At 37.0% G+C, this 12,983-nt stretch carries 12 protein-coding genes and 1 pseudogene; 6 read left to right on the forward strand and 7 right to left on the reverse strand.

The genetic code is table 11. The features are described 5' to 3' along the window. Window positions 1-194: 194 nt before the first annotated feature. From tssH to FTT92_RS14925, 6 genes are read left to right on the forward strand one after another with little or no spacing between them, the layout of a single operon-like run. Window positions 195-2,867: a type VI secretion system ATPase TssH gene (gene tssH, locus FTT92_RS14900; RefSeq protein WP_180172495.1), complete on the forward strand. Its 2,673-nt coding sequence runs from the start codon at window positions 195-197 to the stop codon at window positions 2,865-2,867. Between the two features lie 19 nt (window positions 2,868-2,886). Next, entirely contained in the window at window positions 2,887-4,017 is a 1,131-nt protein-coding gene (gene tssA / locus FTT92_RS14905) for a type VI secretion system protein TssA (protein ID WP_180172496.1), read from the forward strand. 5 nt (window positions 4,018-4,022) lie between these two features. Further along, the gene (gene tssK / locus FTT92_RS14910; protein WP_111885478.1) at window positions 4,023-5,387 is read left to right on the forward strand and encodes a type VI secretion system baseplate subunit TssK; all 1,365 of its coding nucleotides are present in this window, start codon (window positions 4,023-4,025) and stop codon (window positions 5,385-5,387) included. A 9-nt stretch (window positions 5,388-5,396) separates the two neighbouring features. Then, on the forward strand, window positions 5,397-6,200 hold the full coding sequence (gene icmH / locus FTT92_RS14915) for a type IVB secretion system protein IcmH/DotU (RefSeq protein WP_078190778.1): 804 nt from the start codon (window positions 5,397-5,399) through the stop codon (window positions 6,198-6,200). A gap of 12 nt (window positions 6,201-6,212) precedes the next feature. Continuing rightward, on the forward strand, window positions 6,213-6,884 hold the full coding sequence (locus tag FTT92_RS14920) for a hypothetical protein (RefSeq protein ID WP_180172497.1): 672 nt from the start codon (window positions 6,213-6,215) through the stop codon (window positions 6,882-6,884). Next, complete coding sequence (locus tag FTT92_RS14925; protein ID WP_078193371.1) at window positions 6,881-7,837, forward strand: M15 family metallopeptidase; 957 nt, start codon at window positions 6,881-6,883, stop codon at window positions 7,835-7,837. Before FTT92_RS14920 ends, FTT92_RS14925 begins: the two co-directional genes overlap by 4 nt. 43 nt (window positions 7,838-7,880) lie before the next feature. Here FTT92_RS14925 and FTT92_RS14930 read toward each other — a convergent pair whose 3' ends face one another. The 7 genes and pseudogenes from FTT92_RS14930 to FTT92_RS14960 form a co-directional block, all read right to left on the reverse strand. Further along, entirely contained in the window at window positions 7,881-8,642 is a 762-nt protein-coding gene (locus tag FTT92_RS14930) for an alpha/beta fold hydrolase (protein ID WP_180172498.1), read from the reverse strand. Window positions 8,643-8,819: 177 nt separating this feature from the next. Then, window positions 8,820-9,502: pseudogene (locus tag FTT92_RS14935) on the reverse strand (MBL fold metallo-hydrolase); the annotation flags it as partial. A 327-nt stretch (window positions 9,503-9,829) separates the two neighbouring features. Then, window positions 9,830-10,075, reverse strand: coding sequence for a hypothetical protein (locus tag FTT92_RS14940; RefSeq protein ID WP_180170817.1), 246 nt, complete (start codon window positions 10,073-10,075; stop codon window positions 9,830-9,832). A gap of 43 nt (window positions 10,076-10,118) precedes the next feature. After that, entirely contained in the window at window positions 10,119-10,874 is a 756-nt protein-coding gene (locus FTT92_RS14945) for a zeta toxin (protein ID WP_180172499.1), read from the reverse strand. Between the two features lie 3 nt (window positions 10,875-10,877). After that, a complete protein-coding gene (locus FTT92_RS14950) occupies window positions 10,878-11,138 on the reverse strand; it encodes a hypothetical protein (RefSeq protein WP_180023738.1) in 261 nt (86 codons plus the stop codon). A 582-nt stretch (window positions 11,139-11,720) separates the two neighbouring features. Beyond that, window positions 11,721-12,113: a hypothetical protein gene (locus FTT92_RS14955; protein WP_233944151.1), complete on the reverse strand. Its 393-nt coding sequence runs from the start codon at window positions 12,111-12,113 to the stop codon at window positions 11,721-11,723. Window positions 12,114-12,116: 3 nt separating this feature from the next. Beyond that, a complete protein-coding gene (locus tag FTT92_RS14960) occupies window positions 12,117-12,485 on the reverse strand; it encodes a hypothetical protein (protein WP_180172500.1) in 369 nt (122 codons plus the stop codon). Window positions 12,486-12,983 lie beyond the last annotated feature (498 nt).

Raw genomic sequence — 12,983 nt, forward strand, 5'->3', positions numbered from 1 at the left:
GTTTTTTTTTGTTTCATTTTATAAAAAAATCTTTTTCCTTTTTTTATTTAGTCTGTATTATATCGCCTAAAGCAAGACACTAATAATATATAAGGTGTTGATTTTAAAGTTTTTATTTTTATAGCAAGAAAAAAGAGATCACAGTCAAACTTGTAAAATTTCGTACTGTGGATTCTAAATTTGATGAGTTATTTATGAATAATTTAAAAGTTTTAATTACTAAACTTTCACCTCACGCCCGCATTTCACTCGAAAAGTCAGCCAATACATGTATTTCACAGCAAAATTATGAAATCGAAATTGAACATTTTTTACTCGAATTATTAACCTATAACAATAAAAATGACCTTCAAATACTCTTAGAAAAATACAAAGTTTCTGCAGATGGTTTGGCAGATGACCTCAAAGAAAGTATTGCTCAACTTCCAAAAGGAAATACGCGCACTCCTATTTTTGCCCAATCCATTGTGCGCTTACTTGAACAAGCTTGGTTATTAGCATCTGCTGAACAAGATCCACAAATTCGTAGTGGTCATTTACTTGTTGCGCTCCTTACCGCGCCAGATTTATACCAAATTGCAGCAAGAGCTTCTTCTCTTTTCGATTTATTACCTATCGATACGATTAAACATAAATTTTTAGATCTTTGCCTAAAGAGCATTGAAAATGAAGATTTTGCAACTGCATCACCAGATGAAAAATCAGCAGCACAAACGAATGCAACTACGCCAGTTAAAACACCAGCTCTAGACCAATACACCATTAATCTTACTGAAAAAGCTAAAAATGGTGGCATTGATCCTGTGATTGGTCGTGAGTTTGAAATCCGCTTAATGCTCGATATTTTGATGCGTCGTCGTCAAAACAATCCGATTTTAACGGGTGAGCCTGGTGTTGGTAAAACGGCCGTTGTTGAAGGTCTTGCATTAAAAATTGCAACCAACCAAGTTCCAGATGCTTTAAAAAATGTCAGCATTCATACTTTAGATATGGGCTTACTACAAGCGGGTGCCAGTGTTAAAGGTGAATTCGAAAATCGCTTAAAACAAGTCATTCATGAAGTTCAAGCCTCTGTACATCCGATCATTTTATTTATTGATGAAGCACACACGTTGATTGGTGCGGGTGGTCAAGCAGGTCAAAATGATGCAGCAAACCTGTTAAAACCGGCGCTTGCACGTGGTGAGTTAAGAACCATTGCCGCAACCACATGGGCTGAATATAAGCAGTATTTTGAAAAAGATGCCGCATTAAGCCGACGCTTCCAAGTAATTCAGGTTGAAGAACCGACTGAAGAAGTCGCAATCGATATGCTGCGTGCCATGATTCCCGTGATGGCAAAACATTTCAATTTACAAATTGACGATGAAGCTATCGTTACTGCAGTCCATGCTTCGCACCGTTATATCACTGGCCGTCAATTGCCTGATAAAGCGATTAGTGTCTTAGATACAGCTTCTGCGCGTGTTGCGTTAACGCAAAATGCACAACCTGTAAAATTGGATCAACTTCAAGCTCAATTACATAATTTGAAGCTTGAATTGGCGATTCTTGAAAATGAACATAAGAATATTCCGATTCACCACGAACGCATTGAAAGTGTAAAAACACAAATATCCGCGCTTGAACAAGAGATTCAGTCAACAGAAACGCAGTGGAAAAAAGAACTCGAAATCATTCAACAGATTAAAACGCTTGAACAAGAGTCCGAGCAAAAACCAGAAAATATTGAAACTTTAAGCAATATTCGTAACCAACTGGCAACTTTACAAGGTCAAACGCCGCTGGTTTTTGAACGTGTAAATGCTCAAATTATTAATGAAATCATTTCAGACTGGACCGGCATCCCTGTTGGTAAAATGGTGAATGATGAAATTCAGCAAATTTTGAAGCTTGAAGCACAGTTAGAACAACGTGTGATGGGTCAAGATTATGCACTGCATCAACTGGTACAAGGCATTAAAACCTCCAAGGCAAAATTGGAAGATCCAAATAAACCTCAAGGCGTTTTCATGCTGGTTGGCCCAAGTGGTGTGGGTAAAACCGAAACTGCACTTGCGTTAGCAAACGAGTTATATGGTGGTGAGTCTCATTTAATCACCATTAACATGTCTGAGTATCAAGAAGCACATACCGTCTCGTCTTTAAAAGGTGCTCCTCCAGGTTATGTCGGTTATGGCCAAGGTGGCGTACTGACAGAAGCAGTTCGCCGAAATCCATATAGTGTGGTTTTGCTCGATGAGATTGAAAAAGCACACAGCGATGTTCAAGAGCTATTCTACCAAGTATTCGATAAAGGTACTTTGGAAGATGGTGAAGGTCGTGTCATTGACTTTAAAAATACCACGATCTTATTGACTTCAAATGCAGGTTCAAGTGCCATTATGCAGGCTTGTTTAAATCAGCCAGTAGAAGAATGGCCGTCAGCAGAAGAACTTCTAGATGTATTAAAACCAGCTTTATATAAACAATTTAAGCCGGCATTTTTAGGTCGTATGCGTATCGTGCCGTATTTCCCATTGCACGATGATCTGCTCGTACGCATTATTCAGCATAAATTAGGCAAAATCACCGCGCGTATTGAAAAACAATATGGTACGCAAACACGCTATACCGATGATTTAGTCGAATTATTATTAAGTCGCTGTACTGAGGTCGATAGTGGTGCGCGTAATGTCGACAACATTTTAAATGCGACGGTCTTACCTGCTTTAGCCACTGAATTGTTGATGGCGATGAGTGAACAAAAGATTCCATCAGTCATTGAAATCGATGTCAAAGACGATGAAATTATTTATGTTTTAGATCCTAAAAGTAAACCTGCGAAAAAACGCAGCAGCAAAAAGACTAAAACCTTAGAAGCATAAGTTAGGAACGATGTAGAATATGAGTTTAGAGCTCGACGCTTTATTGCAACCGATTACGGATGATTTACCTTGCGGTAGTGATTTTTCATTTTCAAATGATTTTCATGCAATTAAAAAAGCTAAAACACAAGATGACCCGCTCTTGGATCAAGGCGACTGGATCGCAGAACCAAAACAGGCAGATTGGGGCTTTGTTCACCAAAAATCGTCAGATCTACTTCGCGAACATACAAAAGATATTCGCTTATATGGTTGGTTGCTTGAAGCGTGGACTCACATTCATGGTTTCGAAGGGATTGCCAAAGGGATTGAACTTACACAAAAAAGTTTGCAAGACTTTTGGCTACAACTTCATCCTGAAATTGAAGATGATGACCTTGATCAACGTCTAGGTTTATTACAAGGGATAATTAATCAAATCCCAACATTAATTAAATCAGTTTCAATCGTTCATGGCGCGGTAGCTTATTCCCTATCCGACTATGATCGACTACTTCATGTTCAAAACCAAAGACGTAAATCCAACCATGAAGATGATGATCAAGAAGAGTCTTTTAATGGTATGGAAAAGTTTGAACATGCCTTGTTCAATACGTCAAAATCAATTCAATACCAGTATTACCAACAGTTTTTAGATATTTTAAACCATTGGGAAAACTTAAAAACGACTCTTGATGATTTGATGGGTTTAGATGCGCCAAGCTTTGCTGGCATTGACTCTCAAATCGAAATGATTCACTTGAGCTTAAAAAAAATCTATAAAGCAGATGCTTTTATCAATTCATCGAGCGCTGAACAGGTTCAATCAAATTCTCCAATTGAAAGCCAAACACTTTCCACTGTAACTTCCGTGCAGAATGATATGCAAATAATACAACAACAGCATACACAGCAATTTAAACCTCAAGTGCAAAATCATCTTGAAAACCGTGAACAAGCCATGAAAGTCTTGCAAGATATTGCGGACTATTTCCAAGTGAATGAGCCGCATAGCCCTGTCAGTTATATGCTGCAAAAAACCATTAAATGGTCACAAATGCCACTGCATGAATGGTTAACTCATGTGATTAAGGATGAAAACCCTCTTGAAGCTGTACAAGAAATGTTAGGTGTTCAGCAACAAAGTAATGAATCGAATAGCGACTGGTAAAAACAATGTTTAAAGCAGAAAAAATTTTATGGGGTGAAGGATTATTTTTACGCCCGCAACACTTTCAATTACAAGATGCTTATCATGAACAGCGTTTAAACCATACGGTTCGCGCAACAATACCGTTCGCTTATGGTATTCAAAGTTTAATTTTTGATGAATCGCAACTCAGTACCAACACATTAGCTTTGAATAAAGTCGAAATGATTTGGCAAGATGGTGAGATTTATCAAGCACCTGCACAAGACTTATTACCTGAGCCTGTACTACTTGATTCATTAAATTTACGCGGTGAAATGCAAATTTATTTAGCATTACCGATTGTTCAACCGAATAAACGAAACGTCAATTTTGAAGAAAATACCCAATCGAGTCGCTATCATTCACATTTGACTGAAACTCATGATTTGTTTACAGATGCGACGGCTGCTGAAATCACTTTATTACGCCGCCGTGCAGAGTTTAAAATCTTTGAATTAGGCCAAGAACCACAGCACAATCTTGATGGTTTTCTTTACATGCCTATAGGCCGAATTAAGCGCCAAAGTTCAGGTAATTTTGTTTTAGATTATCAATTTATCCCACCAATATTACATATTAGTTCGTGTGATTCACTGATTACTGGGCTTAAACGAACGCTCAATATTATCAAAGCTAAAATTAAAACTATTCAATCGAATAATCGTGAAAACGAACAAAAGTTAATTGAATTCCGTTCTGGTGATATCGTTTCATTTTGGTTGGTTAATGCGCTGAATACTGCACATGCGACCTTAAATCATTTATTGCAATATCCACTGATTCATCCTGAACGTTTGTATTTTGAATTATTGCGTCTGACAGGTTCTTTACTCACCTTCTCTACAGCTTATGAAGTAGATCAACTCCCACAGTATCAACATCATAATTTGCAAGAAAGTTTTGCTCAATTAGATGTGATTTTACGTGAGTTGCTCGATACGATTATTTCAAATCGATATATCAGTATTAACTTGAAAGAAACCCGTCAATCCTACTGGGTGGGCAGTCTTGAAAGTGACAAAATTACTCGCGATTCGCGCCTGTATTTAGCTGTTTCAAGTAGTGTGATGCCTACACATGACATTATTTCTTATGTACCACTGCGCTTTAAAGTCGGTAATACCGTTGATGTTGAACAGCGTGTCATGGCAGCATTACCTGCTGTTCCATTGCAACATATGATGCAAGTGCCAACAGCAATTCCAGTTCGTTCAGGTGTGAGTTATTTTGAAATTGAGCCAAATAATGATTTGTATCAGCGTATGCTTGATTCTGAATCGATCTGCGTTTACATACCAGCTGGCTTCCAAGATATCTCGATTGAACTTATTGCAGTGATGAATGGTTAAGGAGCAATCATGAATATTTCAAATAATGCCCCTTCACTTTTTGACGACGGTCAAATTGGATTAGGCTCTTCAAAACCAAGTGCTGAACCGAAAATCAACAGTTCAACCAATTTAGTTGATCTACTGCATGATGGTTTTTACATCGTATTCTTACTCAAAAATCAATATGTTCCATCCAGCCCTGAAAGTTTCAGGACAAAAATTATGGATCTATTAAACCGATTTGAAAGCCAAGCCCGTAAGCTTCAATTCAGCAATGAAGATATCACGGACGCAAAATATGCCTATTGCGCTTTATTAGATGAAACCATTGTCACCCAACAAGATGCACGTTTTTTTGATTTACAAAACAATTGGATGATGAATCCACTGCAATTAAGTCTTTTTGGTTCACAGCTAGCAGGTTATCGTTTTTTTGAAAATTTAGAGCAAATTCGTTCTAAGAATAAAGATCGCTTAGCAGCACTTGAAGTTTATCATTACTGCATGCTCCTTGGTTTTCATGGTAAATACCGACTTGAATCGATTGAAATGCTCAATTCACTCGTTGCACGTGTCGGTGATGAAATTGATTATATGAAAGGTAAAAAGGCGTTTTCGCCTTTCGCGGCACTGCCGGATCAAATTAAAAACATTATTCACCGTGAATTACCATTTTTTTGGATCATTATCTTTTGGGCATTGTTTGCTGTATTAGCATTTGGTGGACTGAAATATATGTTATCCAGTCAAAATAATCAGGCGTTATCACAATATCAAAATGTCATAACTGCACCATCGGAACAGGCTTATATCACCATTCATTTACCATAAGACTTAGACACCATGGCAAACGAAAAATCGAATAACGTTAGAATTTTACAGTCGACTCAAAAGAATAATTTACCGCCTTTAGCTCATGCTGCGATTGGCTTTCTTGTTGGTGCAGCGGTCATTATTGTTGCTGGCCTGGGATATTTTTATCTAAGTTCTGACGATCAGCCTGCAAATACAGAAATGACTACTTCTGCCCCAACTGAAAATAAAGCTGAAACTGAGGTAACCACTGCACCTGGTCAAAGTGAAAATGAGCAAGCTTCAGCTGAAAAAGCACCGCAAACCGTTCATGCAACTGAAGAAAAAGATCCGGATAATGGTTTATATTCGAATGATTTAGCTACCGCTTTCAATCATGGTAATACAGCAAAAGTGACTCAGCCTGTTCAAGCTGTACCGAATAACCGTTCACCTTTTGAAAGTACCCAACAGCAGCGCCCTGTTGTAGCTGCCACAACAACCGTTAAACAACATATTCCAGCTACATTAGCAAAACCAAAAGCTGCGCCAACAACAGCTAAGGTGACCAAACCTACAGAGCCTTCTACGAAAGCAGCAAAAGAAGAAGAACACTTTGAAGAACCGATGGGTGGAACGCAAATTTCTGAAACTAAACGTCCGAAAGTGGTTGCTGCAACAAACACTGCTAATGCGACTGTGAGCGCTACAGTTTCCCCATGATCATCTTTTTGGTTAGCTGTTTCTTTGTCTTAGCACTGGTGACAGTGCTTTGTTTTTCTTATGAACTCAGAGTTAAAGTTCAGGATTTTTTCTTTCAAATCATTCCACAAAGTAAAAAAAGAATTCAGCACGCCAAAAATTTTGCTTATGAACTGAACTATGCAGCAGCACCACAACAGATTCAATCACACTGGCATTTACAACAATGGTGGATTTTATTTGCAGGCTTTTTACTTTTTGCCAGTATTTTATTATTTGCTTTTACTCGCCCGATTACTGCAAGTAAAGTAGAAGCGGATTATTTACGTAAAGTCGATCCACAAATTTACGCTATGCTCGATGGACAGGTTTTAGATGCACCTCCTGAAGTTGAAGAATATCTTGTTCAAGAAGCGATCGCTGAAGAAGCAGCAATGATTGAGCAGCCATCTGTTATGGCCTCAAGTTTCAATCCAGAAGTTCAAGATATACATACGCATTCATATTCTACAGATGTGCCTTCAGCAGATCGTAAATGGCATAAAATGAACCCTCGTTATAAGCAGCGCTTATTAATGGTATTTAAAATTATGCGTGAACAGCATGGTTATGAAATGGTTTTGCTTGAAGGTTATCGTAGTCCAGAACGTCAAAATAATTTAGCCACCAATAAAAATACCACTCGTGCCCGTGGTTTCCAAAGTTATCATCAGTTTGGTTTAGCAGCCGATGTCGCCTTTAAACGCAATGGCAAAGTGGTCATTACTGAACGAGACCCTTGGGCTATGCGTGGTTATCAACTTTATGGTCAAGCCGCTGAGTCTGTTGGTTTAACATGGGGCGGACGCTGGAAATCTATTCAAGATTATGGTCATACAGAATATCGTATGCCAGGCCTGAAAAAAACTGCAGAGATGGCGGCACTACTGACCTCTGAAGGTCAGCTTCAAGCCAATAACATTTCGATTGAGTAATTTCGATGTTGTGCCTTCAAAATATAATTGAAGGCACACCGTATTAATTTAAAAAATTTTGTATTTGCTCTATAACTTCAGTTGTTTTTTCTGCATGTAACCAATGGCCTGCACCTTCTATTTCTACAATTTTCGCATGTGGAAATTGTTGTTCTATCGCATTGATATGTTCTGCTTTTGAAATATAAGGTGACTGTCCACCTTTGAGGTACAATGCAGGCTGTTGCCAAATATTTCCGATATTTTCCCAACCAATAATTTGGTCATACTGTTTATACAACGCATCTACATTAAACAACCATTGTCCTTTACTAAACGATTTGAGTAGAAACTGTATCACCATATCTGAATGAATATACTCACGCATAATTTCAACCGCTTGTTGTCTAGATTGAATTTGCGCATTTTGTACAGCGATCAAAGCTTTAAATATTTCATCATGATGACGTTCTTGATATGCAAAGGGCGCGATATCCAATACAACAAGTTGCTCTACCCGCTCTGAAATTAAAGCCAATTGCATTGCGACCTTGCCACCCATGGAATGGCCAATCACTGAAAACTTATCGATGCCAATCGCATCTAATGTTTTGAGTACATCGTTTGCCATCTCACGATAATTCATTTCTGTACTTTGAGGTGATTTACCATGGTTTCGTAAATCAAGCTGAATGACAGAATATGAATTTTGAAAAGCTCTGGCAAGCATCCCTAAGTTACTGAGGCTTCCAAATAAACCGTGAATAAAGACAAGTGGGTGTGTTTCGCCTTCTAATTTTTGATGATATTCGTAATTTAGGATCATTTTTGAATACTTTGCTATGTTGATATTATGATGCCTAGTTGAATGAATGAAATCAAATGACAGTTAAAAAATTATTAGTCTTACTTAGGCTATTTGTAGGTAGCAAATATTTAAATTGCTTAGGCTATTTTATAAAATGAAATAGCCAACCGCATTCGACCTAAAGGTTCTTTGTCTTTAATTTGCAGATTTAAAGTAATTAAAAGGAATTTTTAAATAGCGGATACCATTCCCTTCTGGTTTTGGAAATTTACCTGCATCCATATTAATTTGTATGGCAGGTAAAATCAGTTTGGGCATAGCCAAATTTGCGTCACGCTGAGTTCGCATTGTGACAAAATCTTCTTTTTTCGTACCAACGTGGATATGAATATTCTGCTGTTTTTGCGCATGCACACTGCTTTCGCAGCAGTATTTTGACCGGTTTTCTGGTAATAGTCATGACATAAAAACACGCGCATTTCAGGTGCTAACTGATAAATCTTTTGTACAGAGTCGAATAATACTGCCGCACTGCCCTTGGGAAAATCACAGCGTGCTGTGCCATAATCAGGCATAAATAAGGTATCACCGACAAAAACAGCATCATCACCAACCACATAGCTCAGACAAGCAGGTGTATGTCCAGGCGTTGGAATGTTATACGCATTTAGCTCACCGATTTTAAATACCTCATGATCTGCAAATAAATAATCAAAAGACTGATGTGAATTAAAATATTTCACATCAAAATTATAAATGGCGCTAAATTTTTACTGCACAATCTTAATCTTATAGATCATTGTAATTTTGCCACCAAAAAACTGTTTTAAATATTGAGATGCGGTTAAGTGATCTGCGTGCACATGCATTTCTAAAACCTATTATATACTTAGGCTATTTTATTGAAGTAGCCAACTGCCGCCAGACCCATAAAGTTCTCGCCAATAAAAGCGGTTAGAAATGGATGCATATTTATCAGCCATAAAACAATATATGTTTTTATAACATATTATTAAAAAAAAGATGCAAGCTCGCCAGTCTAAATATTCATTCTGACATGCCTTTCCTGATTGAAAAATTTTACGTTTCAAGAGTGTTTAATTTATTTAGAATTAATTGATAAACTTGAAAAATCACGAAATATATCCTCGGAGATTTTTCAATAAAGGCTGTTTATTATGAAGTTAATTGAAATAATAGATAATTTATAGATCAATACTGATATCGCTGAGTGCATCGCTCACCCACGTTAAAGCATCTGAACCCAATTCTATAATATTCGAACCAATTTCAGCTAAGTCAGTCAAATCTAGAGAAGATAAAGGATCAGATGATGTACTATTTTTTTGCTGTTCTTGTTCAGCTTGCTGCTCAATGGCTTGATCAAGATGAGTTTGATCTAATGGAGATGAGTTTGAATGTTGTTGTAATTCATAGTCGTTATTTTGCATAGGTTCATCCTGTTATTTTGTTTTTTATTACGTTTAGTTGATATTAATTTGGCTCAAACTCTTTAAGCACCTTATCTACAAACCACCACGGTAAACGCTGAATACCTGAATTCATCTTTAAAATTTCAGCTTGTTCAATTTCCGCAATGAAAGAAGCATGCTGTCCATCGGCAGAGTTATCAAATAAATAACTTCGATCCGTTGCTTCTACCGCCTGCATTAACAAATCCATACTTCTATAATAACGTTCGCGAATTTTTTGTTCTGGAACACCATGTCCACCCATTTTCACCCGGTACTGAACACGTGAAATATTGATAACAGGATCAATAGTGGAAACATAATATAGATAGGTTCTAAAGCCTTTTCTTTTTGCTTCGCGTAGAAACTCCACCTTTGAAATATGGGACATCACCGTTTCAAAGGTAAAACTAATTTTTAGTTCTAAAAACTGCAAACGGATATAATCGATAATTCTTGCACAAAGATATGAGTCAATCTGATCTAGATGAAACTCAATTTTCCACGGATCTAATATCTGAGGTTTACGTGCTAATAGCGGAATAAATTCTCCATCAACGGGACGCTTTTTCGTATATAGAAAGTCAATTAGTGCTTCGGATTTTAAAGCGGGATGATAATCCAACAAATTGAGCCGGTGTGAATGTTTCAGTTGAGCTTCGAGTTCATCCGCATTTAAATATGCCCCAATATGATGGGGCAATAAATATTCTTTAACTGTGCTTTTACCTGAACCATTTGGACCCGCGAACATTCTAATGCGAGGTTGTGGAGGCATGTATTAAACAATTTCCTCTGTTTTCTTTTTACGTTTTAAGATTTTTGGTAGATCATCCACTTGTACAAAATCGGCTGATACATCTTTTAATTGTACTTCTTGACCATTTTGCAGACGTTGAACCAGTTGTAAACCTTTTACATAAACCACAGTGGATGACGCACTTGCTTGTTCAAAAGCATGGCGAAATGCATTGATAGCAAGGCTCGGGATCATATCGTCCTCATATTGGCTTGCTTTCATTACTGAAGTATAAGCTGTCATGTAAACAACTCCTCAAACATCAAAAATAATGTGTTCAATTATCTTATCATACTTGCAATATTTGTCTATTTATCCATCAGTCATACCGAGAGTGAAATGATAAAATACAAAGTGATTTAATCATTTGATTGTATTCCTCGAACCAAACTGCACATATGAGTCAATGTATGGGGATGCCACATCATGAAAAATTTAAATTTTATCCAAATTAGATTTATCACCCAATTAAGCATTTAATTTTTCACAAAAAAATAGCCACTTATTCAGTGGCCAAAAGAGAACGACATCAACAAGTTGATGTATTAGTACTGACCTATGCAACAGGACCAGGGATGTTTGTTGCATATAAATCGTTCTAACTTGATCATAATAATGTGATGGACTTATCATTTTAAGCATATTTCATATCATTTCCTGACAATCTGCATTTTCAATTTCTAATATTATTAGAAACTGCACCTATAGTGAATAATGCTGTAATAATTTTGAAATATTAGACCATTTCGAATTATGAAAATAGAACAAAATGAAAGAAAGCGAGGCTAGAGTTTTAAAAATAGAAGAAACAATTTACGTCTCAATTTATTTTGTAGGACTCGAACAAAATGCACTTTCGTTTAAGCCAGATGACTGCATACTCTGTTGCTGTTGTTGTAAATAATGCTGTGAAGCCACTCGCATTAGATTGGCCATTTCAAGAGCTGAGTTTTGCTGAGATATTTCTAAAATCTGTCGATATGCATTCAATCTTAAACAAAACGCTTGAGTTTGCTGCTGACCCGTTGCAGTAGATGCAGGGTCATCTAAAATGGCTTTGGTTGAATTAATTTGCTCAGTATATGCTTGTATCTGAGCATTATATTCAGCTTGAGTCAGTTGTGGCGTAACCGTTTCATTCACATTTGCATGTATTACAGAAGCAGTAAACACAGAGAAAATAAAGACATAAAGTTTATACATCAATGGAGAATGCATAAATTAAGCCTCATCACCTTCTTTCCAAACATCTTCATAATCATCAGCATCTATCATAAAACGATAGCCTACATCCAAAGCTAAATACGGTAGCACTTCAGGCACGACATCCTGCAGTTTACGCACAGTCATTGTTTCAAAGTTATCTGCGCCTTCAAGCTCACCGCCATAAATATACCAACTGACATTTTCATCACCTTCTGCAGGCTTACGAATACCAACAATTGGATCTTTATTTAAGGTATGAACAGCCACCGCAACTACATCATCGCCCTGCACTTCTACATATGCGGAACCCACTTCTTCACATAAAAGCTTTTGTTCTGCAATCAATTCTGCCAAAGGTGATGAATTTTGCGTATGTTTTGCCATGTTTGTTCTCAGGCCATATAGGTTTCGGGCATTCTACCGTGAATTACACTTATATAGATAAATTTTTTCCGCGGGAAAGCATTCGAGCCTTGTTTTATCAATTCATTTATAGAAAAAGACTCAATGCGGTAGATTCCACTTAAAAGTATAAACAAGAAGAAAGGAAACTTATTCAACACATATACCGCTAAAACACAGTAATAGACTAATAAAAAATAGAATCAGCATGCAAACAGCAAGCTTCTTTACCACCACAGATTTAACTTTTGCCAATACCTGTACAAATTTGGACAAATACCCGATTTTCCAAACTTACATGATTTATGAAAGAAATCGTCAATGCCTTGCACGTTTCATACATTCAAAACATTGACTAGAAAATACACAAGATGGTTAATACGCTTATATATAGGTCTATAAAGTATGACTTAGCTAGGCAATAAATGTTCATCATATCTAAAGCTGCCTACTTATAAGGAAATGCTCCCACAGAATATT

The organism is Acinetobacter sp. YH12023, assembly GCF_013420135.1.
Lineage (GTDB): Bacteria > Pseudomonadota > Gammaproteobacteria > Pseudomonadales > Moraxellaceae > Acinetobacter > Acinetobacter amyesii.

Bases quoted from the DNA above. Each gene is read 5' to 3' on its own strand.
- FTT92_RS14920 (WP_180172497.1), top strand. From the start codon at position 6,213: ATGGCAAACGAAAAATCGAATAACGTTAGAATTTTACAGTCGACTCAA.
- tssK (WP_111885478.1), top strand. From the start codon at position 4,023: ATGTTTAAAGCAGAAAAAATTTTATGGGGTGAAGGATTATTTTTACGC.
- FTT92_RS14945 (WP_180172499.1), bottom strand. From the start codon at position 10,874: ATGCCTCCACAACCTCGCATTAGAATGTTCGCGGGTCCAAATGGTTCA.
- FTT92_RS14960 (WP_180172500.1), bottom strand. From the start codon at position 12,485: ATGGCAAAACATACGCAAAATTCATCACCTTTGGCAGAATTGATTGCA.
- tssH (WP_180172495.1), top strand. From the start codon at position 195: ATGAATAATTTAAAAGTTTTAATTACTAAACTTTCACCTCACGCCCGC.
- tssA (WP_180172496.1), top strand. From the start codon at position 2,887: ATGAGTTTAGAGCTCGACGCTTTATTGCAACCGATTACGGATGATTTA.
- FTT92_RS14925 (WP_078193371.1), top strand. From the start codon at position 6,881: ATGATCATCTTTTTGGTTAGCTGTTTCTTTGTCTTAGCACTGGTGACA.
- FTT92_RS14940 (WP_180170817.1), bottom strand. From the start codon at position 10,075: ATGCAAAATAACGACTATGAATTACAACAACATTCAAACTCATCTCCA.
- FTT92_RS14950 (WP_180023738.1), bottom strand. From the start codon at position 11,138: ATGACAGCTTATACTTCAGTAATGAAAGCAAGCCAATATGAGGACGAT.
- icmH (WP_078190778.1), top strand. From the start codon at position 5,397: ATGAATATTTCAAATAATGCCCCTTCACTTTTTGACGACGGTCAAATT.
- FTT92_RS14955 (WP_233944151.1), bottom strand. From the start codon at position 12,113: ATGCATTCTCCATTGATGTATAAACTTTATGTCTTTATTTTCTCTGTG.
- FTT92_RS14930 (WP_180172498.1), bottom strand. From the start codon at position 8,642: ATGATCCTAAATTACGAATATCATCAAAAATTAGAAGGCGAAACACAC.